The organism is Microbacterium sp. HA-8 (genome assembly GCF_046111165.1).
GTDB lineage: Bacteria > Actinomycetota > Actinomycetes > Actinomycetales > Microbacteriaceae > Microbacterium.
Genome location: NZ_CP162025.1, coordinates 2,682,781 through 2,707,556, shown reverse-complemented (window position 1 = coordinate 2,707,556; position 24,776 = coordinate 2,682,781). Strand labels below are relative to the sequence as shown.

The 24,776-nt window shown below is 70.1% G+C and carries 26 protein-coding genes; 21 read left to right on the top strand and 5 right to left on the bottom strand.

Going from position 1 to position 24,776, the window contains the following annotated elements:
• Positions 1-4 precede the first annotated feature (4 nt).
• Entirely contained in the window at positions 5-910 is a 906-nt protein-coding gene (locus AB2L57_RS12915) for a hypothetical protein (protein ID WP_409047269.1), read from the top strand.
• On the opposite strand, the gene AB2L57_RS12910 is transcribed toward AB2L57_RS12915, so the two are convergent.
• Both AB2L57_RS12910 and AB2L57_RS12905 read right to left on the bottom strand, forming a co-directional pair.
• Complete coding sequence (locus AB2L57_RS12910; protein WP_292810416.1) at positions 903-1,115, bottom strand: three-helix bundle dimerization domain-containing protein; 213 nt, start codon at positions 1,113-1,115, stop codon at positions 903-905. The genes AB2L57_RS12915 and AB2L57_RS12910 overlap by 8 nt on opposite strands.
• Positions 1,116-1,166: 51 nt before the next feature.
• Positions 1,167-1,985 (bottom strand): SGNH/GDSL hydrolase family protein, encoded by an 819-nt coding sequence (locus AB2L57_RS12905; protein WP_292810418.1) that lies wholly within the window; start codon positions 1,983-1,985, stop codon positions 1,167-1,169.
• A 91-nt stretch (positions 1,986-2,076) separates the two neighbouring features.
• On the opposite strand from AB2L57_RS12905, the gene AB2L57_RS12900 reads away from it, so the two are divergent.
• From AB2L57_RS12900 to AB2L57_RS12845, 12 genes are all read left to right on the top strand, one after another.
• The gene (locus AB2L57_RS12900; RefSeq protein ID WP_292810420.1) at positions 2,077-2,922 is read left to right on the top strand and encodes a transglutaminase family protein; all 846 of its coding nucleotides are present in this window, start codon (positions 2,077-2,079) and stop codon (positions 2,920-2,922) included.
• Positions 2,923-2,995: 73 nt separating this feature from the next.
• Positions 2,996-4,663: an arginine--tRNA ligase gene (gene argS / locus AB2L57_RS12895; protein ID WP_292810422.1), complete on the top strand. Its 1,668-nt coding sequence runs from the start codon at positions 2,996-2,998 to the stop codon at positions 4,661-4,663.
• A 3-nt stretch (positions 4,664-4,666) separates the two neighbouring features.
• Positions 4,667-5,500 (top strand): DUF2993 domain-containing protein, encoded by an 834-nt coding sequence (locus tag AB2L57_RS12890; protein ID WP_292810424.1) that lies wholly within the window; start codon positions 4,667-4,669, stop codon positions 5,498-5,500.
• A 136-nt stretch (positions 5,501-5,636) separates the two neighbouring features.
• Positions 5,637-7,049, top strand: coding sequence for a diaminopimelate decarboxylase (lysA, locus tag AB2L57_RS12885; protein WP_409047268.1), 1,413 nt, complete (start codon positions 5,637-5,639; stop codon positions 7,047-7,049).
• Entirely contained in the window at positions 7,046-8,398 is a 1,353-nt protein-coding gene (locus AB2L57_RS12880; RefSeq protein ID WP_409047267.1) for a homoserine dehydrogenase, read from the top strand. The genes lysA and AB2L57_RS12880 overlap by 4 nt, the downstream gene beginning before the upstream one ends.
• A 1-nt stretch (position 8,399) precedes the next feature.
• On the top strand, positions 8,400-9,488 hold the full coding sequence (gene thrC, locus AB2L57_RS12875; protein ID WP_292810430.1) for a threonine synthase: 1,089 nt from the start codon (positions 8,400-8,402) through the stop codon (positions 9,486-9,488).
• Positions 9,485-10,417, top strand: coding sequence for a homoserine kinase (gene thrB, locus AB2L57_RS12870; protein WP_409047266.1), 933 nt, complete (start codon positions 9,485-9,487; stop codon positions 10,415-10,417). The genes thrC and thrB overlap by 4 nt, the downstream gene beginning before the upstream one ends.
• Before the next feature lie 155 nt (positions 10,418-10,572).
• A complete protein-coding gene (gene rho, locus AB2L57_RS12865; RefSeq protein WP_363331328.1) occupies positions 10,573-12,726 on the top strand; it encodes a transcription termination factor Rho in 2,154 nt (717 codons plus the stop codon).
• 14 nt (positions 12,727-12,740) lie between these two features.
• Positions 12,741-13,814, top strand: coding sequence for a peptide chain release factor 1 (gene prfA / locus AB2L57_RS12860; RefSeq protein ID WP_409047265.1), 1,074 nt, complete (start codon positions 12,741-12,743; stop codon positions 13,812-13,814).
• 39 nt (positions 13,815-13,853) lie between these two features.
• Complete coding sequence (locus tag AB2L57_RS12855) at positions 13,854-14,264, top strand: hypothetical protein (protein ID WP_409048629.1); 411 nt, start codon at positions 13,854-13,856, stop codon at positions 14,262-14,264.
• Positions 14,265-14,374: 110 nt separating this feature from the next.
• Complete coding sequence (locus AB2L57_RS12850) at positions 14,375-16,135, top strand: amidohydrolase (protein WP_292814692.1); 1,761 nt, start codon at positions 14,375-14,377, stop codon at positions 16,133-16,135.
• A gap of 82 nt (positions 16,136-16,217) precedes the next feature.
• Positions 16,218-16,988 (top strand): hypothetical protein, encoded by a 771-nt coding sequence (locus tag AB2L57_RS12845; protein WP_292814689.1) that lies wholly within the window; start codon positions 16,218-16,220, stop codon positions 16,986-16,988.
• Between the two features lie 50 nt (positions 16,989-17,038).
• Here AB2L57_RS12845 and epsC read toward each other — a convergent pair whose 3' ends face one another.
• Both epsC and cysK read right to left on the bottom strand, forming a co-directional pair.
• Positions 17,039-17,617 (bottom strand): serine O-acetyltransferase EpsC, encoded by a 579-nt coding sequence (gene epsC, locus AB2L57_RS12840; protein ID WP_292814687.1) that lies wholly within the window; start codon positions 17,615-17,617, stop codon positions 17,039-17,041.
• A gap of 4 nt (positions 17,618-17,621) precedes the next feature.
• Positions 17,622-18,560: a cysteine synthase A gene (cysK, locus tag AB2L57_RS12835; protein ID WP_292814684.1), complete on the bottom strand. Its 939-nt coding sequence runs from the start codon at positions 18,558-18,560 to the stop codon at positions 17,622-17,624.
• 192 nt (positions 18,561-18,752) lie between these two features.
• Between cysK and prmC the strand changes: the two genes are divergently transcribed.
• The 4 genes from prmC (at position 18,753) to AB2L57_RS12815 (ending at position 22,069) form a co-directional block, all read left to right on the top strand.
• Positions 18,753-19,652, top strand: a complete 900-nt coding sequence (gene prmC / locus AB2L57_RS12830; protein ID WP_292814681.1) for a peptide chain release factor N(5)-glutamine methyltransferase — start codon at positions 18,753-18,755, stop codon at positions 19,650-19,652.
• A 73-nt stretch (positions 19,653-19,725) separates the two neighbouring features.
• A complete protein-coding gene (locus AB2L57_RS12825) occupies positions 19,726-20,400 on the top strand; it encodes an L-threonylcarbamoyladenylate synthase (protein ID WP_292814678.1) in 675 nt (224 codons plus the stop codon).
• Complete coding sequence (locus AB2L57_RS12820; RefSeq protein ID WP_292814675.1) at positions 20,397-21,563, top strand: MraY family glycosyltransferase; 1,167 nt, start codon at positions 20,397-20,399, stop codon at positions 21,561-21,563. The genes AB2L57_RS12825 and AB2L57_RS12820 overlap by 4 nt, the downstream gene beginning before the upstream one ends.
• Positions 21,560-22,069 carry a hypothetical protein gene (locus AB2L57_RS12815; protein ID WP_292814672.1) on the top strand — a complete coding sequence of 170 codons (510 nt, stop codon included), beginning with the start codon at positions 21,560-21,562 and terminating at the stop codon, positions 22,067-22,069. Before AB2L57_RS12820 ends, AB2L57_RS12815 begins: the two co-directional genes overlap by 4 nt.
• A 221-nt stretch (positions 22,070-22,290) precedes the next feature.
• Here the strand turns inward: AB2L57_RS12815 and AB2L57_RS12810 are convergent, their stop codons facing one another.
• Positions 22,291-22,458 carry a hypothetical protein gene (locus AB2L57_RS12810; protein WP_409047264.1) on the bottom strand — a complete coding sequence of 56 codons (168 nt, stop codon included), beginning with the start codon at positions 22,456-22,458 and terminating at the stop codon, positions 22,291-22,293.
• Between AB2L57_RS12810 and atpB the strand changes: the two genes are divergently transcribed.
• From atpB to AB2L57_RS12790, 4 genes are read left to right on the top strand one after another with little or no spacing between them, the layout of a single operon-like run.
• Complete coding sequence (atpB, locus tag AB2L57_RS12805) at positions 22,388-23,089, top strand: F0F1 ATP synthase subunit A (protein WP_409048628.1); 702 nt, start codon at positions 22,388-22,390, stop codon at positions 23,087-23,089. The genes AB2L57_RS12810 and atpB overlap by 71 nt on opposite strands.
• 45 nt (positions 23,090-23,134) lie before the next feature.
• Positions 23,135-23,371, top strand: coding sequence for a F0F1 ATP synthase subunit C (gene atpE, locus AB2L57_RS12800; protein ID WP_292815799.1), 237 nt, complete (start codon positions 23,135-23,137; stop codon positions 23,369-23,371).
• A 28-nt stretch (positions 23,372-23,399) separates the two neighbouring features.
• The gene (locus AB2L57_RS12795; protein ID WP_292815802.1) at positions 23,400-23,966 is read left to right on the top strand and encodes a F0F1 ATP synthase subunit B; all 567 of its coding nucleotides are present in this window, start codon (positions 23,400-23,402) and stop codon (positions 23,964-23,966) included.
• Positions 23,966-24,757: a F0F1 ATP synthase subunit delta gene (locus tag AB2L57_RS12790; RefSeq protein ID WP_409047263.1), complete on the top strand. Its 792-nt coding sequence runs from the start codon at positions 23,966-23,968 to the stop codon at positions 24,755-24,757. Before AB2L57_RS12795 ends, AB2L57_RS12790 begins: the two co-directional genes overlap by 1 nt.
• The last annotated feature ends 19 nt before the right edge of the window (positions 24,758-24,776 follow it).

The window sequence follows — 24,776 nt, the reverse complement described above, 5'->3', positions numbered from 1 at the left end:
TGCAGTGTGCATCCGCGACCTTCACTCCCACGTTCCAGGCCAGATCCCGGCGATCCTCGCCGACGAATCTCAGTACACACGCGCGCTCTCGCTCTCGCGGCTCGCATACGACCTCGAGGCGATCGCCAGCCCGATCCTCGCGGCGGCGTTGCTCTCGTTCGTCGCGTTCTCCGATCTGTTCGTCGGGACGGCGGTCGGCTTCGCCGTCTCGGCGGTGATCGTCGCGCTCACGACTGTGCCGCCTCGTGCGGCGGTTTCGCCCTCCTCCACATTCTGGGGGCGCACTCTTGCGGGCGTGCGGGTGTTCGCCCGGTCGCGCAGCCTGCGCTTTCTCCTGCTGATGAACCTCGTGGTGGCCTCGGGCACGGCTCTCGTCCTCGTCAACACCGTTGTCTACGTGAAGGAGCTTCTTCTGCTCGACGACAGCGCGCTCGCGCTGACGTATGCCGCCTTCGGCGCGGGGTCGCTCGGCGTCGCGCTGGTCGTGCCGGTGATCATCGAGAAATGGGGGGTCACCCGACCGATGCTGGCCGGTGGCGCGACGGTCGTCGCGGCCCTCGCCGGCGCGGCCGCCTTCACCGCCGTCGCACCGAGAGGCGACGGTGCCTGGGCGTGCCTTCTGCTCGTCTGGGCGTTGCTCGGGGCCGGCACATCGCTCATCAGCACGCCGTCGGCGCGGCTGCTCCTGGCAGCGTCGACGGAGCAGAATCGAACCCTCGTCTACACCGCCCAGTTCTCGCTGTCGCACGCGTGCTTTCTGCTGACGTACCCGCTCGCCGGCTGGACGGGCGCATGGATGCTGTCGGCCGCCGTCGCGGCGCTCCTCGCGATCGCGGTGCTCGGCACCCTCGCCGCGGCGCGAGCGAGCCGCCCCGAGCGTGCCGTGGGTCCGCCGTCCGAGATCAGGTGACGGGTGTCGCCGAGATGCGCTCGGCGACACGGCGCTCGACCAGTACCGGCACGAAGTCGCGCACGTGGGCCGAATCGAAGGATTCGAAGGCCTCGACGGTCATCGCCCGCAGATCGTCGGACGTCAGGTGCGGGTACCGCGCCTGCAGCCGATCGACGACATGCATGAGGGCTTCGTACTCGCTCTCGGGATCAAGGTGACTCATGGGTCAAGGATGTCCCCGGCGCGGGTGCCTGTCTACAGGCCCCGGCGGGGCTCAGCCCTCGAGGTCGATCGCGGGGTCGGCCGCGGCATCCGTCACCGCGGTGCGCTCGCCCAGGGCCTGCGCGAGCCGCTCCGCGAGGTAGGCGTGTCCCTCGGTCGAGGGGTGATTCCGACCTGCGCCGGTGTCGATGACGTCGAGATAGTTGATCTCGGTGATCCATCCCTCATCGAGCGGCGAGATGTACCACCAGCCGCGCGCGGCCGCGGCACCCGCGAGGGCGTCGTCGATCGACGCGGTGCCCGAGTCCACGGGCAGCACGTGCGGCGCGGGTCCCAGGACGACGATGGATGCTGTCGGGTAGATGCGCTCGAGGGCATCCCAGGCGGCGTCCACCGCCGCGCGATACCCGTCCGGGACGAGCAGTCGGTCGTTGATGGAGCCCTGCACGATCACGAGGTCGGGGTCCAGAGTCGGATCGAGGGCGGCGATGCGCTCGCCGAAGGACGGGCCGTCGATGCCCGGCTTGAGATACCCGCTGCCGCGCACGCCGTCCACCACGCTCTGCCAGCCGGTGAGCTCGCCCAGCACATACGCGTAGCCGCGGGTGGGATCGGTCGCCGCCGAGCCGTGGGTCCACGAGTCGCCGAAGACGAGCACGCTCGCGTCGGCGGGCAGGACGAGGGGGTCGGGCGCCGGTGCGTCCGCCGTGGTGCCGCCCGCCGCGGACCCCGCATCGGGGACGGCGAGGGGCGCGCGCCAGGGCTGCCACGCACCCAGCACGGCGGTGAGGAGGAGGGCCGCGCCTGCGCCCGCGCCGACGGTCCACGCGAGCACGCGTCGCCTGCTCGACGAGCGCGGGGTGGGGGTCATGCAACGAGGGTAGGTCATGCCGAGGGCGCCCCCCGCATCGGCGCCCTCGGGGAAGGCCCGACCAGCCGCCGCGGCGTGCGAGGATATCCCGGTGCAGCGCATCGTGACCGCCGAACTCGACCTCGAACTCGGGGCCTCGATCGACCTCATCTTCTCCCTCAGCGTGGCTCAGCAGGTACCCGTTACGAGCGAGCAGCTGACCTTCACGCAGGGCGACCGCGTCTACACCCCGACCGAGATCGTGGATCAGTCCGGCACCCGCCTGCACCGTCTGCTCGGCGAGGCCGGACCCCTGCAGGTGCGGTACGACGCGATCATCGACGGGCACACGGGCACCGCCCACACGAGCGACCTCGAGGCGATCACCTACCTGCGCCCGAGCCGGTACTGCCAGTCCGACGAAGTCTTCACGCAGGCCCGTCGGCAGTTCCAGGGGATGTCGGGGGCCGAGCTGCTGACGGCCGTCACGCGATTCGCCGAGCAGAGCATCACCTACACCCCGGGTCTGAGCCTCGGCACCGACAGTGCGGTGACGACGCTCATGACCGGTCAAGGGGTGTGCCGCGACTACGCGCACGTCGTCATCGCCCTGCTGCGTGCGATGGATGTCCCCGCGCGTTATGCGGCCTGCTACGCGCCGGGCCTGGAGCCGATGGATTTCCACGCCGTGGCCGAGGCGTACCTCGACGGGGCGTGGTACGTGATCGACGCCACCCGACTCGCCGACCGGCGCTCCCTCGTGCGCATCGGGACCGGCCGCGACGCCGCCGACTGCGCCTTCCTCAGCTTCCACGGCGGGCACGTCGCGCTCGAGCGCATGCGTGTCGATGCGTGGGTGATGCCGGACGCCGAGGGCCACGAGCGCGGCACCGCGGATGAGGCTCTGGTCGCAGCATCCGAGCCCGACGACTTCACCGCGCTGGTGCAGCTGGCCTGATCGCTTCGACGAGCTCAGCGACCGTGGCCGCAGTTCCCGCGCCCGCGGGGCCGCGAACTAGACTGGGGCGGTTATGAATCCCGAGGATCTCTCCGTCGCCCTGCTCGCCGTGATCACCCCGCTCGCCGAGGCGCGACGCCCGGGATCGAGCGCGGGACTCACCCCCGCAGACCTGCCGTTGGAGCGGCCGAAGAACCGCGACCACGGCGACTGGGCGTCGAACGCCGCGATGAAGCTCGCCAAGGTCGTGGGTACGAATCCCCGCGAGTTCGCGAGCGAGATCGCCGAGGGGCTCGGCTCCGTCGACGGCATCGCGAGCGTGGAGGTCGCCGGTCCGGGCTTCATCAACATCCGGCTCGACGCCGCCGCCGCGGGCGCGCTCGCGAAGACGATCGTCGACGCCGGCGCCGCTTTCGGCACCAACGACTCCCAGCGCGGCAACACCATCAACCTCGAGTTCGTCTCGGCGAACCCTACGGGCCCCCTGCACATCGGCCACACCCGCTGGGCGGCCCTCGGCGATTCGCTCGCCCGTCTGCTGCAGGCCTCGGGAGCCACGCTCGTGCGCGAGTTCTACATCAACGACGCCGGTGCGCAGATGGAGCGCTTCGGCGGATCGGTGCTCGCGGCCGCGAAGGGCGAGCCGACCCCGGAGGGCGGCTACGCGGGTGCCTACATCGACGAGCTCGCCCGCCGCGTGCTCGCAGCCCTGCCCGGACTGCTCGAGCTCGACCCGAGCGAACAGCTCGCGGCCGCCCTCGAGCGCGCATACGAGCTCCAGTTGGGTGAGCTGCAAGCCTCGCTCGCCGCGTTCAACGTCCACTTCGACGTCTGGTTCTCGGAGCGTGTGCTGCACGCGATGCCGGACGACGGCGGCCCGAGCCTCGTCGACGAGGCGGTCGAGCGCCTGCGGGCTCAGGGTCACGTGTTCGACGACGAGGGCGCGGTCTGGGTGCGCACGACCGACTTCGGCGACGACAAAGACCGCGTGATCCGGCGCAGCAACGGCGAGTACACCTACTTCGCGGCGGACGCGGCGTACTACCTCAACAAAGGCGACCGCGGCTTCGCGCACAAGATCTACCTGCTCGGCGCCGACCACCACGGCTACGTGCATCGCCTGAAGGCGCTCGCGGGCGCGGCGGGAGATGACCCGGAGAAGGACATCGAGGTGCTGATCGGTCAGCTCGTGTCGGTCAACGGCGCCCGGCTGTCCAAGCGCGCCGGCAACATCATCGAGATGGACGACCTGCGCGAGTGGCTCGGCACCGACGCTCTGCGCTACTCGCTCGCCCGATACCCCGCCGATTCACCGCTGACCCTCGATCCCGAGCTGCTGCGCAAACGCACGAACGACAACCCCGTCTTCTACGTCCAGTACGCGCACGCCCGCACACACAACGTGGCGCGCAACGCGCAGTCGTCGGGAGTCGATCGCAGCGAGTTCGCCCCGGGGCTGCTCGAGCACGAGACCGAGTCGGCGCTGCTGGGCGCCCTGCAGGAGTTCCCGCGTCTGGTCGCGTTCGCGGCCGAGGTGAGAGAGCCGCACCGCGTGGCCCGCTACCTCGAAGAGCTCGCCGGGCTCTACCACCGGTGGTACGACAACTGCCGCGTGATCCCGCTCGGCGATGCCCCCGTCGAGGCCGTGCACCGCACGCGCCTCTGGCTCAACGACGCGACAGGACAGGTGCTGCGCAACGGCCTCGATCTGCTCGGTGTCAGCGCTCCGGAGCGGATGTAGGGGATGCCGGGGTCCGAGCACGAGACGCTTCCGCTGCCCGAGCCGGGTCAGCGCTGGGTGCTCGCCGACACGGCGCGGCCCGAGCGTCGACGTCGGGTCTGGCCCTGGATCGTGGCGCTGCTGGTCGTCGCCGGCCTGCTCGTGGGCGCGTGGTTCGCGGGGGAGTGGCTCGCGCGCGACATCGTCGAGCGCGCTATCCGCACCCAGGTCGTGCAGCAGCTCGACCTCGCCGCCGACCAGCAGGTCGACGTCGAGGTCGGAGGCGCCGTGCTCCCGGGGCTCATCGTGGGCGAGCTCGACGAGGTGCGCATCGCCGCGGAGGACGTGAGCTTCGACGCCTTCGCGGGCGACGTCGAGGTCGTGGCCCGGGCGGTGCCGATCCGGGGTGAGCAAGATCTCGGCTCGGCATCCGCCACCGTCGTCGTCGACGAAGACCAGCTTCGGACGCTGTTGGCGGGCGTCGAGGGCTTTCCGGCCGACACCATCGCGATCGAGGGCTCGGAGGTGACCGCGACGATCGAGCTGAGCCTGTTCGGTGCGGCGTTCCCGATCGGCGTCGGGTTCGACATCGCCGCCGCAACCGGTGACCTTGTCCTCACGCCCTCCTCGCTGCGGCTCGGGGACGCCGACGTCGGAGCCGACGAGCTGCGTGCCCGCTTCGGCGGGATCGCCGACGCGGTGCTGCGCTCGTGGGACGTCTGCGTCGCCGAGAGTCTGCCGCAGGCGCTGACGCTGACCGATGTGCAGGTGTCGGAGGGGCGTGTCGTGGCGCTCGTCGACATCGCGCCGGGCATCATGAACGATCCGCAGCTGCGCGATCCCGGCTCCTGCGCGTGAGCCGTCGCCGTCCGCGCACGGGAGCCGCGTGGGCTGTGCTCTAGAGTGGATGGCAATCGTCGCCGGTCGCGTGAATCGACCGCGATCGGCCGCTCTCCCGCGGCGACGACCTCCCGAACACACCGATTGGTCTGCCGTGCCCGCCTCGCCGCTCGCCCCCGCCTGGCTCGAGCCTCCCGCCGACCCGAACGCCCTCGCCGCGGGCGTCTGGCCCGCCTCGACCGTGCGCGACGCCGACGGCGCACTCCGGATCGCGGGTATCGCCGCGCCGGAGCTCGCCCGCACGTACGGCACGCCCGTCCTCATCATCGACGAGCAGGAGGTGCGCCGCCGCGCCGCATCGGCCGTGCGTGCGTTCGAGGACGCCGCCTCCCGGCACGGCACGCAGGCCCGTGTCTACTACGCCGGCAAGGCGTTCCTCTCCACCGAGATCGCACGGTGGGTCACCGCCGAGGGGATGCGCGTGGACGTGTGCACCGGCGGCGAGCTGGCCGTCGCCCTTGCGGCGGGGGTCCGTCCCGGCCTCATCGGATTCCACGGCAACAACAAGTCGGTCGCCGAGCTCGAGGACGCCGTCGCGGCCGGTGTGGGCGCGATCGTGCTCGACTCCGACATCGAGCTGGAGCGGCTCGCCGCCATCACGGCCCGCGCGGACCGCACCCAGAGCGTGCTCGTGCGCGTCAACAGCGGCGTGCACGCCGAAACCCATCACTTCCTCGCGACGGCGCACGAGGACCAGAAGTTCGGCTTCGCCCTCGAAGATGCCGAGCGCATCGTCGCGCGCATCCGCTCGGTGCCCACGCTCGCTTTCGCGGGGCTGCACTGCCACATCGGCTCCCAGATCTTCGGTACGGCGGGATTCCACGAGTCCGCGGCGCGGCTCCTCGCGGTGCACGAGCGTCTGCTCGCCGGCGGCGAGGTGCCGCTGCTGAACCTCGGCGGCGGATTCGGCATCGCCTACACCTCCGCCGACCAGGCGACCCCGCTCGAGGAGCTCGCCGAGGGCATCGTCGAGGTCGTCGCCGACGAATGCGCGGCCCGCGGCATCCCGATCCCCGTCGTCGCCTTCGAGCCGGGGCGCAGCATCGTCGGCACCGCCGGCGTCACCCTGTACGAGATCGGCACGCTCAAGGACGTGACGGTCGAGACGGATGCCGCACCCGCCGTCCGCCGTTACGTCAGCGTCGACGGGGGCATGAGCGACAACGCGCGGCCCGCCCTGTACGACGCGCAGTTCTCCGCGCGGCTCGCCGCTCGCCGCGGTGCGGGCGATCCGCAGCTCGTGCGCGTCGTCGGACGGCACTGCGAATCGGGCGATGTCGTCGTCGATGCGGAGTACCTGCCCTCGGACCTGGCCCCGGGCGATCTGCTCGCCGTGCCGGCGACGGGGGCATACTGCCAGCCGCTCTCGAGCAACTACAACCATGTGCCCCGACCGCCGGTCGTCGCCGTCCGCGACGGCGCCGCGCGGGTGATCGTGCGCGGTGAGAGCATCGCCGACCTTCTGGCGCGCGACGCGGGGCTCGACCACACAGAGGGAGACCGATGACGGACTACCGCACACTGCGCGTGGCACTGCTGGGCGCCGGAGCCGTGGGCTCGCAGGTCGCCGGCCTGCTCCTGCGCCACGGCGACGAACTGGCGGACCGGGCCGGCGCGCGCCTCGAGCTCGCGGGCATCGCGGTGCGCTCGCTCGACGCACCCCGCGACGTCGACCTGCCGCGCGAGCTGTTCACCACCGACGCCGAGTCGCTGATCGTCGGCTCCGACATCGTGATCGAGCTGATGGGTGGCATCGAGCCGGCGCGCGAGTACATCCTGCACGCGCTGAACTCGGGCGCCGATGTCGTCACGGCCAACAAGGCGCTGCTCGCCACCCACGGTCCCGAGATCTTCGAGGCCGCCGACCAGGTGGGGGCCTCCGTCTACTACGAGGCGGCCGCCGCCGGCGCGATCCCCATCATCCGGCCGCTGCGCGATTCGCTCGCGGGAGACCGGGTGCGGCGCATCATGGGCATCGTCAACGGCACGACCAACTACATCCTCGACCGCATGGACACCGAGGGTGCCGACTTCGCCGACGTGCTCGCGCAGGCGCAGGCCCTCGGGTACGCCGAGGCCGACCCCACCGCAGACATCGAGGGCTACGACGCCGCGCAGAAAGCCGCGATCCTCGCGAGCCTCGCCTTCCACACGGCGGTACCGCTCGAGGCCGTGCACCGCGAGGGCATCACGGGTGTCGACGCGGCGATGATCGATGCCGCCACGCACGCCGGATACGTCGTGAAGCTGCTCGCCGTGTGCGAGCGCATCGAGGATGCCGCCGCCGACGGTCCCCGCGAGGCGATCTCGGTGCGGGTCTACCCGGCGCTGGTTCCCCGCAGCCACCCCCTCGCGAGCGTGCACGGCGCCAACAACGCCGTCTTCGTCGAGGCCGAGGCCGCGGGCAGCCTGATGTTCTACGGCGCCGGCGCCGGCGGGGTGCAGACCGCCTCGGCCGTGCTCGGCGACGTGGTCTCGGCGGCCCGGCACCACATCGCCGGCGGCGTCGGGGTGGGGGAGTCCACTCGCGCGAACCTGCCGATCGTGCCGATCGGGCACGTCACGACGCGCTACCAGATCACGCTCGAGGTCGATGACCGCACGGGAGTTCTCGCTACGGTGGCCAACACACTGAGCGAAGGACGCGTGTCGATCGCGACGGTCGAGCAGACTGTGATCGACGCGCCCGAGACCACCGCCGGCGGCGAGGCCCCGGCATCCGAGATCCCGATGGCGCGACTTGTCATCGGAACGCACAAGGCCCTCGAACAGGACCTCTCCGACACCGTCGACAAGCTCGCCGCCAGCGGCGTGGTCGAACGGGTCGTGTCGGTGCTGCGGGTAGAAGGAGACTGAGATGGCACACGTCTGGCGCGGAGTCCTCCGCGAATACGCCGATCGGCTGGGCGTCACCGACGCCTCGACGGTCGTCACCCTGGGCGAGGGTGGCACCCCGCTGCTGCCCGCCCCGGCACTGTCGCGCCGCACGGGGGCGGACGTCTGGGTCAAGTACGAGGGCATGAACCCGACCGGATCCTTCAAGGACCGCGGCATGACCGTGGCGCTCTCGCGCGCGGTCGAGCACGGCGCGAAGGCCGTCATCTGCGCCTCGACCGGCAACACGTCGGCCTCTGCGGCCGCGTACGCCGCGCACGCCGGCATCACCGCCGCCGTGCTCGTGCCCGAGGGCAAGATCGCGATGGGCAAGCTCAGCCAGGCCGTCGCGCACAACGGCCAGCTCATCCAGATCCGCGGCAACTTCGACGACTGCCTCGAGATCGCGCGCGAACTCGCCGACCACTATCCCGTGCACCTGGTCAACTCGGTCAACCCCGACCGCATCGAGGGACAGAAGACCGCGGCGTACGAGATCGTCGAGCAGCTGGGCGACGCGCCGGACTTCCACTTCATCCCCGTCGGCAACGCCGGAAACTACACCGCCTACACCCGCGGTTACCGCGAGGAGGCCGACCGTGGCGTCTCGACGCGCGTGCCGCGCATGTTCGGCTTCCAGGCCGCCGGCAGCGCCCCGCTCGTGACCGGAGAGGTCGTGCGCCACCCCGAGACGGTGGCCAGCGCCATCCGCATCGGAAACCCGGCCTCGTGGCACCTCGCCCTCGAGGCGCGCGAGGCCACCGACGGCTACTTCGGTGCCATCGACGACGAGCGCATCCTCGCGGCACAGAAGCTGCTCGCCGGTGAGGTCGGCATCTTCGTCGAGCCGGCCTCGGCGATCAGCGTCGCGGGTCTGCTCGACCGCGTCGAGGCCGGTGTCGTCCGTCCCGGCGCGCGTGTCGTGCTGACGGTGACCGGGCACGGGCTGAAGGACCCCCAGTGGGCGCTGCGCAACGCCGACGGCAGCCAGGTCGAGCCCACCGTCGTCGATGCGACGACGACCGAGGTCGCCTCCGTGCTCGGGCTCGCGCCTGCGCAGGCGCCGGCGTGAACGAAGCCCCGCGCACCGTCGCGGTGCGCGTGCCAGCCACGAGCGCCAACCTCGGACCGGGATTCGACACGCTCGGGCTCGCCCTGAGCGTCTACGACGAGATCGAGGTCACGGCGCTGCCGGAGCGCGGCGTCGAGGTCATCGTGCACGGCGAAGGTGCGGGCGATGTGCCCACCGACGCGACCAATCTCGTCATCACGACGATCGCGTACGCGTTCGACGCGGTCGGCGTTCCGCTGCCTGGCCTGCGCCTCGTGGCGCGAAACGCCATCCCGCACGGCCGGGGCATGGGCTCATCCGGTGCCGCGGTGGTCTCGGGTCTGGTCGCCGCGAAGGGACTGCTCGCCGGTCGCGTCGAGATCACCGACGACGACCTGCTGCGCATGGCGACCGAGCTCGAGGGGCATCCCGACAACGTCGCGCCGGCGCTGTTCGGCGGTCTCACCATCGCGTGGCTCGCGCCCGAAGGACCGCAGCACAAGAAGCTGCTCGTGCATCGCGGCGTCTCGCCCCTCGTCTTCGTGCCGGGCTTCACGATGTCGACCAAGCTCGCGCGCAGCCTGCAGCCGCTGCACGTGCCGAGGGAGGATGCCGTCTTCAACGTCTCGCGGTCGGCCCTGCTGATCGCGGCTCTCACCCAGAGCCCGGAGCTGATGCTCGCCGCGACCGAAGACAAGCTGCATCAGGACTATCGCGCCGAGGCCATGCCCGAGACCCTGCGTCTCGTGCGAGCCCTGCGGGATGCCGGATTCGCGGCCGTCGTCTCGGGTGCGGGCCCCAGCATCCTGGTGCTCGCGGACGGCCCGGGCAGGCGCCTCGAAGCGGCCGATTTGGTGGCGGCGACCTCGGACACTCCGTGGGAAGCCCTGATGCTGGCCGTCGACTTCAAGGGTGCTACAGTGAAAGAACAGCCGGAGGGTTCCACATAGATCGTCTCGCGATCCTGTGAATCTGGCCTCCGGTCGCAATCTGCGAAACCACTGCCAGCCCATCTCCTCTCGCCTCGCGCGATCGATGCGGCTCGATGCCGGTGCGTCCGGCATCTCGTGCAGTTCTCTATATCCACACGTGCAAGGGAGACCTCGTGGAGTCCATCTCCGAGATCCAGGCCGGTACCACTTCGCCCGAGGGCGAGAACACCGGTGACAGCGCGCCCGCTGAGGCGCACCCCAACGACGGCGCCGACACATCGGCGCCCGTGACCGAGACGGCGCCGGTCGAACCGGCCGAGCAGCCCGCCGCTGCCGAGGCGTCGGTCGAGTCGGCCGAGCAGCCCGCCGCCGAGGCGGCGCCGACCGAGCAGTCCGCTGCCGACGCGGCGCCGGCCGACGAGGCCACGCCGACCGAGGCGGTCGAGCAGGCCGCACCCACGCGTGCCGCACGCAAGTCCCCTCGCCGCCGTCGCGTGCGTGAGATCGCCGCCGAGGCCGGTGTCGATGCCAAGCGCATCATCGCCGTCGCGAGCGAGCTCGGCGCGACACTCAAGACGTCGCAGTCCGCGGTCGACGCCGATCTCGACGCCCGCATCACGGCCGCACTCGCGGCGCAGGCCACCGAGGGTGACGCGACCGAGGGATCGGTGGCTGACGCCGTCGCTCCGGTCGACGCGACCGGTGACCAGGCCGATCCGGCCACCGACGCCGCCCAGGGCGCAACGGAGCAGTCCACCGCGAGCGATGCGGCTCCGGCATCCACCGACACGACCGCGCAGAACCCCGAGGGCTCGCGCGAGCAGTCCGACGGCGAGAACGACGGTGGCGATCAGCCCACCGGGCGTCGCAGCCGCAACCGCAACCGCAACCGCAACCGCGGCGGGCAGAACGGCGCTGCCGCCCAGGGCGGCCAGAACGGCCAGAACCAGGGCGGGCAGAACGCCCAGAACCAGGGCGGGCAGAACGCGCCGGCCGCGCAGCCCGCGGGGGCGGCGCAGAACGCACCCCAGAACCAGGCCGCGTCGGACGACGACGGTCAGCAGGGCGGGCGTGGCCGCGGACGCGCGCGCGGCAAGCGCACCGGAGCGCCCGTCGACGAGTTCGAGACCGAGATCAGCGACGACGATGTGCTCATCCCCATCGCCGGAATCCTCGACGTCCTCGACAACTATGCCTTCGTGCGCACGACCGGCTACCTGCCGGGTCCGAGCGACGTCTACGTCTCGCTCGGTCAGGTCAAGAAGTACAACCTGCGCAAGGGCGACGCCGTCGTGGGCGCGATCAAGCAGCCCCGCGAGGGCGAGCAGTCGGGGCGCCAGAAGTACAACGCGCTGGTCAAGGTCGACGCGATCAACGGGCTGTCCGCCGACGACGCGGCGAACCGCGTCGAGTTCGGCAAGCTCACTCCGCTCTACCCCCAGGAGCGACTGCGCCTCGAGACCGCGCCCGAGAAGCTGACCCAGCGCATCATCGATCTCGTCGCGCCGATCGGCAAGGGCCAGCGCGGACTCATCGTCGCGCCCCCGAAGGCGGGCAAGACGATCGTCCTGCAGCAGATCGCGAGCGCGATCGCGCAGAACAACCCCGAGGTGCACCTCATGGTGGTGCTGGTCGATGAGCGCCCCGAAGAGGTCACCGACATGCAGCGCACGGTGCGCGGCGAGGTCATCGCCTCCACCTTCGACCGTCCCGCCGAAGACCACACCACCGTCGCCGAACTCGCGATCGAGCGCGCCAAGCGCCTGGTCGAACTCGGCCGCGACGTCGTTGTGCTCCTGGATTCGATCACGCGGCTCGGCCGCGCGTACAACATCTCCGCCCCGACCTCGGGCCGCGTGCTCAGCGGCGGCGTCGACGCCTCGGCGCTCTACCCGCCCAAGCGCTTCTTCGGTGCCGCGCGCAACATCGAGAACGGCGGATCGCTCACGATCCTCGCGACCGCGCTCGTGGAGACCGGTTCCAAGATGGACGAGGTCATCTTCGAGGAGTTCAAGGGCACCGGCAACAGCGAGCTGCGCCTGTCGCGCCAGCTCGCCGACAAGCGGATTTTCCCGGCCGTCGACGTGAACGCGTCCTCGACACGTCGCGAGGAGATGCTCCTCTCGAACGACGAGGTGAAGATCACCTGGAAGCTGCGCCGGGCACTCGCCGGCCTCGACCCGCAGCAGGCGCTGGAGGTCGTGCTCGGCAAGCTCAAGGAGACCTCCTCCAACGTGGAGTTCCTCGTGCAGATGCAGAAGTCGATCCCGGCGCCCGCGCAGGGCGCGCACGGCCACAGCCACGGGCACGACAACAACATCCGCTGACGGCGGCGAACCCCGTGTTCGATTCCGTCAAAGCGCTGATCGACGAGCACCGCCGGGTGCAGGAGGAACTCTCCGACCCGGCGGTGCACGCCGACGCGGCGCGCGCGAAGCGCGTCAACCGACGCTATGCCGAACTCTCCCGCATCGTGGCGGCCAACGACGCGTGGACGGGCGCATCCGAAGACCTCGACGCGGCGCGCGAGCTCGCCCGAGAGGACGAGGCGTTCGCCGAAGAGATCCCGGCGCTGGAAGAGCGGCTTGCCGCGACGCAGGAGCGACTGCGGCGCCTGCTGATCCCGCGCGACCCCGACGACGCACGCGATGTGATCATGGAGATCAAGGGCGGCGAGGGCGGTGCCGAGAGCGCTCTGTTCGCCGCCGACCTGCTGCGCATGTACCTGCAGTTCGCCGCGTCGAAAGGCTGGAAGACGGAGCTGCTCGAGCGTACCGAATCCGACCTCGGCGGGTACAAGGATGTCCAGGTCGCGATCAAGGGCTCCTCGACCGACCCCGCGCAGGGCGTCTGGGCGCACCTGAAGTACGAGGGCGGCGTGCACCGCGTGCAGCGGGTTCCCGCGACCGAGTCGCAGGGCCGCATCCACACCTCCACGACCGGCGTGCTCGTCTTTCCCGAGGTGGACGAGCCCGACGAGGTCGAGATCAGCTCGAACGATCTCAAGATCGACGTCTTCCGCTCCTCCGGGCCCGGAGGGCAGTCGGTCAACACGACGGACTCGGCCGTGCGCATCACCCACCTGCCGACCGGCATCGTCGTGTCGATGCAGAACGAGAAGTCGCAGCTGCAGAACCGCGAGGCCGGCATGCGCGTGCTGCGCGCGCGACTGCTGGCCAGACAGCAGGAAGAGCGGGATGCCGCAGCCTCTGACGCGCGTCGCTCGCAGATCCGCGGCATGGACCGCTCCGAACGCATCCGCACCTACAACTTCCCCGAGAACCGGATCGTCGATCATCGCACCGGCTACAAGGCCTACAACCTCGACCAGGTGATGGATGGGGCGCTGGGCCCCGTGATCGATTCGTGCATCGCCGCAGACGAAGAGGAGCGCCTCGCCGCGCTCGGCTCCTGACCCGATTGCGGCCGCCGCGGTAGGGTCACGAGCGTGATCATGTTCCTCTTCCGCACGCTCGTGTTCGTGCTCTCGGCTGCGCTCGGGCTCGTCGCCGCCGACCTCCTGCTGCCGGGCTTCCAGATCGTCTGGGCAGACTGGTGGGGCTTCGTCATCGCCGTGGTGATCTTCGCCATCCTGCAGAGCGTGCTCGCGCCGTGGATCGCGACGATGGCGCGCCGCTACGCCCCGGCACTGCTCGGGGGCATCGGCATCGTCTCCACGCTCGTCGCCCTGCTCGTCGTCGTGCTGCTGCCCATCGGCGGCCTGCGCATCACGGACGCGCTCTCCTGGGTGCTCGCGCCGGTCATCGTCTGGCTCGTCACGGCGCTCGCGACCGTCCTGCTGCCTCTGATCTTCCTCAAGCGTCGTGTGGACGAGCGCAAGGACGCCAGACGCGCCGACGCGTGAGCAGGTGACATTCCCCGGCGGGAATGCACGTTCCCGGCGGGTCGCCGGGCGCAACCGTCGCCGATGTGGTCGAGTCGCCGTGTCACCCGCTCAGTCCCCCCAGGAGCAGAATGCCCAGCGCGCGCATCCTCACCGCCGAGACCATCATCACGATGAACCCCGAGACCCCGCGGGCGGATGCCCTCGCGGTCGCCGACGGGCGCATCGTCGCCGTCGGAACCGTGGCCGAGTGCAGAGCCGCCCTGCCCGGCGCGCCGGTGGAGGACACGGGCGCTGCGTGCCTGCTGCCCGGCTTCATCGATTCGCACTCGCATCCGGTCCTCAGCGGCATGGCGACGATGCATCCCGCGTACTGGATCGCACCGTGGTTCTGCCCGACGTGGGAGGACGTGGTCGCGGTCTTCCGCAGGGCCATCGCCGAGACGGACGCGGCGGCCCCGTTGTCGTTCTTCGGCTTCGACGGTCTCCTGCAGCAGCACGACGAGCCGACCGCGGACGTCCTCGACGAGATCTTCGGCGACCGCCTCGTGCTCGTCTTCGGCAACTCCGGGCACACCTCGTATGTGACGTCGGCCGTCATACGCGAGCTCGGCTGGATCGAGAGCCCGCCGGCGGATCCGGTGGGCGGATTCTTCGGCCGAAAGCCGGACGGCAGCCTCGACGGCCGGGCCACGGAGGTTCCTGCGGCGATGGCCTTGGCGGCGCCCGTCCTGGATGCGATCGCCGCCGGCGGCAGGCCGATGCAGGGTGCCGTGGAGTACTACATGATGATGTCGTCCGCGGGGATCACCTCGACATCCGAGCTGACGTACAAGACTCCGCTCAAGCAGGCCTACGAGACGCTCGCGTCGCTGCCGAGCTCACCCCTGCGCATCACGCTCTACCACATGTCCACCGAGGCCGACTGCGGCGAACCCTTCACCTCGCACATCCCCTCGACGATGCTGCACAAGCAGGGCATCAAGCTCTGGGCCGACGGGTCTCCGTGGGTGGGCAACATCGCGATGAGCGAGCCCTATCTCGATACACCCGCCACGCGCGCGGCAGGCATCCCCGCGGGGGTGACGGGGCAGAAGCCGATGAACTACACGCGCACCCAGCTCGACGCGCTGCTGGATGCGCACGCGGCAGAAGGGTGGCAGATGGCCTTCCACGTCAACGGCGACATCGGGCTCGACATCGTCCTCGACGCCTTCAGCCGGGCACTCGACAAGCACGGGTTGACGGACACCGACCACCGGTGGCGTGTCGAACACATCGGCGGCGCCCGTCGCGATCAGTTCCGCCGCATGGCCGACCTCGGCGTCGTCGCCTCGATGGGGCCCTTTCAGTTCTACTACTGGGGCGACCTCCTCGACGGGCAGATGTTCGATCCGGCCATCGGAGCCACGTGGCAGCGGTTCCGCGACGCCTTCGACGCCGGGGTGCACCCGTCCTTCCACAACGACGGCAGCGTGAGCCCGCCCACGCCTCTTCTGAACATCCAGACGGCCGTGACCCGGCGTACCTCGAGCGGCACGGTGCGTGGTCCGGGGCAGGCGACCACGCTCGACGAGGCGCTTGCCGCTCAGACGATCAACGCCGCCTACGCGCTGGGGACCGAGGGCGACGTCGGTTCACTCGAGGTCGGCAAGCTCGCCGACCTCGTCGCCCTCGACGCCGATCCGTTCGCCGTCGCGCCCGAGACGATCGGGGCGATCGGGATATCGGGCACGTGGCTCGGCGGGGCGCGCATCGACCTCGACGCGTTCGCTGCGGCATCCGGTCAGGTCGATGACGCGGGATTCTTCGCTCTGCGCGGACTCGGCGTCCCCGCATGCTGCCACCACACTCCGGCCGCCCCCGCGGAGTCGCCCGCGACCATCGGATGACGCTATGGTGTACTCCAGGTGACGGGGAGGTGAACAACCTCCGCTCGGGGGAGCGGCGTCACCACTGGGGATAGGGGACGCCATGACCGGCACCGTGCATCGCAGAACGTTCATCACCGTGCCGGAGACGGACGTGCCGCCGCTGGGCATCACGGTGCGGGTGCGCACCGTGGCGATGGTCATCGCCATCATCACCGCCGCACTGCCTTTTGCGCACCTCGCGGTCCACCTGCTCGCGCAGCTCGGCGTGCTCACCTACGAGGGGCGACTGGTGGGCGCCTTCGACATGGATGCCGAGACCAGCATCCCGACCTGGTACAACATGATGCTGCTCATGGCCATCGCGCTGCTGCTGGCCACGACCTCGCTGGCGACCGCCCGAGGGCGGGAACGGCGGATCTGGATGATCCTGGCGATCGTCTTCGCCTATCTCTCGCTCGACGAGGGCGCCGCGCTGCACGAGAGCCTCATGTACACCACGCGCAACCTGCTCGGCATCACGGGCGGTCCGCTCTGGTACGCATGGGTCATCCCCGTGGGCATCGCCCTGCTCGTCGCCGCGCCCTTCCTGGTGCGCTTCGTCGTGCGCCTGCCGGTGCTCACGCGCCGCCTGGTCATCGTCGCCGGAGCCCTGTACGTCGGCGGTGCACTCGGCGTCGAGGTGATCAGCGCCAGTGCGGGGGCCGAGGTGGAGTCGTTCCTGCGCGACGAGTTCGACCCGCTGGTGTGGATCCTCGCCGGATTCGAGGAGACGCTCGAGATCGCCGGGCTCGCGGTCATGGCGATCGCCATGCTGCTGCACCTGCGCGATCACGCACTCGCGGGCCGCCGCCTCGGCATCGTCCTGCGCTGAGGCGTCGCGCCACCACAGCGCAGCTCACGCTCCGCGTCTCGCGATCCGTGTCAGATCTGGTACTCGGGCGTGGTCAGGAGCGCGCGCGTGTCTTCGCCGGCCCGTCGCGCCCGCGCCTTGGCCGGAATGCCGACGAGTACCGACGCGGCCGGGGCGTCGCGGGTGACCACGGCATTCGCGCCGACGACGGAACCGGCGCCGATCACGACCGGTCCGAGGATCTTCGCGCCCGCGCCGACGGCGACGCCGTCGCCGAGTGTGGGGTGGCGCTTGCCCGAGTCGCGCGTACGACCGCCCAGGGTGACGCCGTGGTACAGCATGACGTCGTCGCCGACCTCGGCCGTCTCGCCGATGACGACGCCCATGCCGTGATCGATGAAGAAGCGCCGGCCGATCTGCGCGCCGGGGTGGATCTCGATCCCGGTGAGCGCCCTGGTGATCTGCGACCCCGCGCGCGCGACGAAGCGCACGCGCCGTCGCCACAGGGCGTGCCACACGCGGTGCGCCCAGATCGCGTGCAGTCCCGGATAAAGCAGCGCGATCTCGGCGCCGCCGCGCGCGGCGGGATCGCGCAGCCGCGCGGCCGCGACGTCCTCACGGACGTGCGACCACGCGGCGCGCAGACCCATCGGCTCAGTCCTCGCTGAGGTGCGCGTACAGGGCCGTCGAGAGGTACCGCTCGCCGAACGAGGGGATGATGACGACGATGTTCTTGCCCGCGGCCTCCGGGCGCCGGGCGATCTCGAGGGCCGCCCAGATCGCGGCGCCCGAGGACATCCCGACGAGGATGCCGTCCTTCGCCGCCGTCTCGCGCGCCAGCGCGATCGCGTCGTCGAACTCCACGTCGATCACCTCGTCGATGACGTCGCGGTCGAGGATCGCCGGGATGAAGTTCGGGCCGATGCCCTGGATCTTGTGCGGCCCGGGGTGTCCCTCGGTGAGGATGGGGGAGTCCTTGGGCTCCACCGCGATCACCTTCACGCCGGGGACCCGCTCCTTGAGTACCTGGCCGACGCCCGTGATCGTGCCGCCGGTGCCGATGCCGGCGACGAAGTAGTCGACCGTGCCGTCGGTATCGCGCAGGATCTCCTCCGCCGTGGTCTTGCGGTGGATGGCGGGGTTGGCCTCATTCGCGAACTGCTTCGCGAGGACCGCACCGGGTGTCTCGGCGGCGATGCGCTCCGCCTCTTCGACGGCGTGCTTCATGCCCTTGGTCGGGTCGGTGAGCACGAGCTCGGCCCCGAACGCCTTGAGGAGCGTCCGGCGCTCCTTCGACATCGACGCCGGCATCGTGAGGATCACCTTGTACCCGCGGGCAGCCCCCACCATCGCGAGCGCGATGCCGGTGTTGCCGCTCGTCGCCTCGACGATTGTGCCGCCCGGGGTGAGCTCGCCCGATGCCTCCGCGGCGTCCACGATCGCGATGCCGAGGCGGTCCTTGACACTGGATGCGGGGTTGTAGAACTCCAGCTTCGCCAGGATGTTCGCCTCGACCCCCTCGGCCACGCGGTTCAGGCGCACGAGAGGGGTGTTGCCGAAGGCGGAGGTGATGTCGGGGTGGATGCCGGCCATGGGCTGCCTTTCACGAAGGGACGTCGGGGGCGCGCGTCATCGGCACGCCGTTCAAAGCCTAGGCGAGCTCGTCCCATCGGGGCCCGAATGTGACGCCCCGAGGCCTCGCCCCGAGCGCTTTGTGACGATCCGATATCGGCTCTTCCGCCCTTTCGAGACCCGTGGCCCGGGCGACGTAGGCTGGACGGGCCCATGGCTGCCCCCGACACCTCCGTGATCAGCGACGTCTCCGCGCCCTCGCTGCGCACCGCCGTGCGCCGTGCCGCGGACCGCCTGAGCGCAGCCCACGTGCCCGATCCCGACGTCGACGCCGAGATGCTCGCCGCGCATGTGCTGGGGCTCTCCCGCGGGGGAGTTCAGGCCGCGGCGGTGCGTGGCGATGCCGTGCGTCCCGCCCAGGCCGCGCTGCTGGATCGCCTCATCGACCGTCGATGCGCGCGCGAGCCGCTTCAGCACCTCACCGGCACGGCGCCCTTTCGGCATCTGACGCTCTCCGTCGGTCCCGGCGTCTTCGTGCCCAGGCCCGAGACCGAATCCGTCGCTCAGCTGGCGATCGACGCGCTGCGGGCCTCGGCATCCCCCCGCCCCGTCGCCGTCGATCTCGGCACCGGAAGCGGGGCGATCGCCCTCGCCCTGGCCACAGAGGTGCCGCACGCCGAGGTGCACGCGGTCGAGAAGTCCGTCGAGGCGTACATCTGGGCTCGCGAGAACGCCGCCCGTGTCGGCGCCGACAATGCGCGCATCGTCTTCGGCGACCTCGCCACCGCCCTGCCGGAGCTGGATGGCGGCGTCGATGTCGTCGTCTCCAATCCTCCCTACGTGCCCGACGCCGCGATCCCGCGCGATCCCGAGGTGCGCTTCTACGATCCGCCGGCAGCGCTCTACGGCGGCGAGGACGGCCTCGACGTGGTGCGCGTGATCAGCCGGGCGGCGCTGCGTCTTGCGCGCCCCGGAGGAGTGCTCGTCATCGAGCACGGCGAGTGGCAGGGCGCTCCGATCCGCGAACTGCTCGCCGCCGACGGGTGGCGTGCGACGGCGACGCATCCCGATCTGACGATGCGCGACCGCACCACGACGGCTCTGCGTCCGTAACGGCCGCGCCCTGGCTGCGGTCACCGTCGCGTCGACGAAGCGCGCGGGGGCTTCGCCGTAGACTTGACCCGCTATGTCCTCCCTCTTCGACTGCCGCGACGAGGCGCAGCTGCTCTCGGGCATGCGCCACGCGCGCTCGTCGATCGGTCGGGGCGAGCTCGTCGTCCTTCCCACCGACACCGTGTACGGCATCGCCGCAGACGCCTTCAACGCCGCGGCCGTCGCGCGCCTGCTCGCAGCCAAGGGGCGCGGGCGCCAGTCTCCGCCGCCGGTCCTCGTCGCCGGCGCGGGGATGCTGAGGGCACTGGTCGCCGAGGTGCCCGAGCAGGTCGAGGCACTGGTCGAGCGATTCTGGCCGGGTGGCCTGACCGTCGTGCTGCCCTCCCAGCCGTCGCTCGCATGGGATCTGGGTGAGACCCACGGCACCGTCGCGGTGCGCATGCCGGATCATCGCGTGGCCCTGGAGCTGCTGCAGGAGACGGGACCGCTCGCCGTGTCCAGCGCCAACCTCACGGGCCATCCCGCGGCGACGTCGATGATCGACGCGCACGACATGCTGGGCTCATCGGTTGCCGTCTACCTCGACGACGGCCCCTCGCGCACGGGGGTCGCCTCGACGATCGTCGATGCGACCGGGCTCGTCGCACGCTCCGGCGGCGGAGCGCGAATCCTCCGTCAGGGCGCCGTCGCCGCGGCCGATCTGCGTGAGATCCTCGGCGACACACTCGTAGCGGACGACGCTTCGTGAAGCAGTACGTCTTCACCATCCTCTTCGCCGGGTTCGTGACCCTCGCACTGTCGTGGGCGGTCTGGCAGCTGAGCATGCGCTACAAGCTGTATCCCGGCATCCGCGAGCGCGACGTGCACAAGACGCCGACACCCCGACTCGGTGGCATCGCGATGTTCCTGGGAGTCGCGGCGGCGTTCGCGGTCTCGAAGGCGAACGGATACTTCGACGCGTTCTGGGTCGATCCGCGGCAGGTGCTCGCGATCCTCGGGGCGACTCTGCTCATCGTCCTGGTCGGTGTCGCGGACGACCTCTGGGACCTGGACTGGATGATCAAGCTCGGTGCGCAGTTCCTCGCAGCAGGCATCATCGCGGGTCCGGGGGAGCTGCAGATCTACTCGCTGCCCATCGGCGGCATCGTCGTGGGTTCGCCGTGGGTCAGCTTCGTGCTCACCGTGTTCGCGATCGTGGTCGTCATGAACGCCGTCAACTTCATCGATGGACTCGACGGGCTCGTCGCGGGTGTCGGCCTGATCGCCAACGGCATCTTCTTCGTGTACTCGTACCTCCTGCTGCGAGAGTTCGCGACGAGCAACTTCTCGCTCGCGACCTTCATCGCCGCGGCCCTGGTCGGTGCGTGCGTGGGGTTCCTGCCGCTGAACTGGAGCCCCGCGAAGCTCTTCATGGGCGACGCCGGTGCGCTCATGATGGGGCTTCTGATGGCGACGTCGGCCATCGCGATCACGGGAGCCCTCGACCCCAGCGTCCTCGATCCCGAGAACATCGGCCGTTCCCAGCTGCTGGGTGCCTTCATCCCGATCCTGCTGCCCGTCGTCGTCGTGCTGTTGCCCCTGCTCGATTTCGGACTGGCCGTCCTGCGTCGCGTCCGTGCAGGAAAATCGCCGTTCTCGCCCGACCGCAAGCACCTGCACCACCGGATGCTCGACATGGGACACTCCGACCGCGACGCCGTGTTGATCTTCTACGCGTGGACCTCGATCATCGCGATCGCCGTGCTGCTGATGTTCCTCTACCCCGAGATGTACGGGTTGGGCATCGCGTTCGGCGTCGTCGGCGCGGCCGCCTGCCTCACGATCACCTTCCTGCCTTCCCGGCGCGCACGCCGGTCCCAGCCGACACGCTCCCCCGAGGAGATCCTGACCCCCGTCGAGGAGCTGCCATGACGAACCCGCCCCGCCCCACTCCCGCCCGCCGCCCCTCGAGCACTCCGATCCTCGCGGCGGCCCTCCGCTGGGGAGGAATCGTGACGGCCCTGCTCGCGCTGGCCGCCGCCGGCATCGGGTTCGCGGTCTCGGGATCCGAGGGGCTCATCAGTGGACTGGTCGGCGTGCTCGTGGCCGCGATCTTCCTCGCGATCACGGCCATCAGCATCCTGGTGGCCAATCGCTGGTTCGGAGACGAGCTGTATGTGCCGATCTTCTTCGGCGTCGTGCTCGGCGGGTGGATCCTCAAGCTCATCGTCTTCATCGTCGTGCTGCTCGTAGTGCGCGGCGCGCCGTGGCTGGTCCCGGGGGTCTTCTTCGTCTCCCTCGTCGCCGCGATCATGGCGGCGCTCGCGGTGGATGTCGTCGTCCTGCTCCGCATGCGCCTGCCGTACGCGAGCGACGTCCGGCTTCCGGGCGATGACGATTCGCCGCCGGAGGGCGCCACGACCGCGTCGGATTCGTGAGCACCCGTGATCCTTGGTAGGGTTGTGATGTTCCCCTGGGCCGTGCACTGAACTGCCGTTCGTGAAGACACAGTCGAACAGACGTCGTCGATTATTCGACCTCTTCTGAGCCAACACCGTCTGACCACAACACAGAGATGTGCACGCCGTGGATGACGCTCACCACCCATCGTCGCACCGGCTGAACCCGGTGCCCCGAAGCCGGAGCCAGCGCTGTTTACTCAAGCTGCGACACTGATCGCGACCGCATCCACGGATGAAGAGTTCCACCCGCCGTCGATCTCGGACTTCTTTCCGCCGGTCTTCTTCGAGGGCACGATCTTCGCGTTCTCGCGGATCAACCTCGTCCAGATCCTCGCGACGATCGTCCTGATCCTCGTCTTCGTCATCGGCACGCGCCGGATGAAGGTCGTCCCCGGCCGCTTCCAGAGTGTCGTCGAGATGGGACTGGACTTCGTCCGTGTCAACATCGCCCACGACCTCCTCGGTCGCAAAGACGGAGATCGGTTCCTCCCGATCCTGACGACGATGTTCTTCATGATCCTGTTCATGAACCTGACGGGAATCATCCCCGGGCTCAACATCGCGGGCACGAGTGTCATCGCCGTTCCCCTGCTGCTGGCGATCGTGGCGTACGTCACGTTCATCTATGCCGGCATCCGCAAGAGCCCCGGCAACTTCTTCAAGAACTCGCTGATGCCTCCCGGGCTGCCGTGGTTCCTCTACATCCTGATCATCCCGCTCGAGTTCCTCTCGACCTTCATCATCCGCCCCGTCACGCTGACGCTGCGTCTGCTGATGAACATGATCGTCGGGCACCTCATGCTGGTGCTCTTCTTCTCCGCCACGCAGTTCTTCATCTTCGGCCTCGGCGGACTGTGGTCGCTGCTGGGCGTCGGAACGCTCGCGTTCGGCTTCGCCTTCACCCTGTTCGAACTCCTGGTGGCCTTCCTCCAGGCGTACGTCTTCGCAATCCTCACCGCGGTCTACATCCAGCTCGCGGTCGCGGAAGAGCACTGAGCGGTCCGGCACCCGCCTGACCACCCAACGAAAGGAAACACCTCCGTGGACGCAACTACGGTTCTCGCCCAGCTCACCGGATCGATCGCCAGCGTCGGCTACGGCCTCGCCGCCATCGGCCCCGCCATCGGCGTGGGCATCGTCGTCGGCAAGACGATCGAGGGCGTCGCGCGCCAGCCCGAGCTCGCCGGCCGCCTGCAGGTGCTGATGTTCATCGGTATCGCCTTCACCGAGGCGCTCGCGTTCATCGGTATCGCGACCGGCTTCATCTTCGGCTACTGATCCGACCCTCTCGACGTAAGGAGACAGGATGCTGAGCGCTCTTGTCACTCTCGCAGCAGAAGAAGGCGAGTCTCAGAACCCGCTTCTGCCCGCCTACTACGACATCATCTGGTCGGCGGTCTGCTTCGTCATCATCCTCGTGGTGTTCTGGCGTGTCGTCCTGCCGCGCATGACGGCGCTGCTCGACCAGCGCTCCGCGGCGATCGAGGGCAACATCGCCAAGGCCGACGAGGCCCAGCGCAAGGCCGAGGCGGCGCTGGAGGAGTACACCGCCCAGCTCGCCGAGGCGCGCAAAGAGGCGGGTGAGATCCGCGAGGCGGCTCGCGAGGACGGCAAGAAGATCGTCGCCGAAGCCCGTGAGCAGGCGAGCGTCGAGGCCACGCGTCTGACCACCAGCGCGCACGCGCAGATCGAGGCCGAGCGCCGCAGCGCCTTCGTCTCGCTCCGCTCGGAGGTCGGCACCCTCGCCCTCGACCTCGCCGGCGGGGTCATCGGTGAGACGCTCTCCGACGATGCGAAGGCCAAGTCGGTCGTCGACCGCTTCCTGGCCGACCTCGAGGCCTCGGAGCAGAGCACCGCCGGAAAGGCGCAGTAATGGGCAGCGCGACCACTCAGGCGCTCGGCGAGATCGCCGCGGCGCTGTCCGCGACGAGCGGTGTCGATCTCGCCACCGCGGACGAGCTGTTCACCGCGGCACGCGTCGTGGGAGCTTCCTCGCCGCTGAGCGGCGCGCTCGCCGATCCCTCCGCCTCTTCGCCGTCCCGGGCCAAGGTCGTCGCCGACGTGTTCGGTCGCGACTTCTCGCCGGTGACGGTCTCGCTCCTGACGACCGCGGTGCAGCAGCGCTGGTCGCGGGCGGCCGATCTCGTCGAGGGCATCGAGGAGCTCGCGATCCGCGCGGCGGCGAAGGCGGATGCCGCAGCCGACATCGAGGGCGAGCTCTTCGCCTTCACCCGCGCGGTGGCGGCCAACCCCTCACTCGAGCTCGCCCTGGGCAGCCGTCTCGGTGACGCGACGGCCAAGGGGCGCCTGATCGAGACTCTCTTGACGGATCGCACGGCCGCGGGCACGAAGCTGATCGTGGCATCGATCGTGCAGCAGCCGGGGGAGCGTCGCATCCGCCAACTGCTCAGCCGCGCGATGCGGATCGTCTCGGACGAGCGCGGCCGCGCCGTGGCGACGGTCGTGACCGCCACGCCCCTGACCCGCTCGCAGGCGAACAAGCTCGCCACGCTGCTGTCGACGAAGTACGGGCGGGATGTCTCGCTCAACACCGTGGTCGACCCCGGCGTCGTCGGGGGGCTGCGTATCCAGATCGCCGACGACGTGATCGACGCCTCGATCGCCTCGAGGCTCGCCGACCTGCGACAGCGTCTGGCCGGCTGACCGAACAGACGCGCAGCGC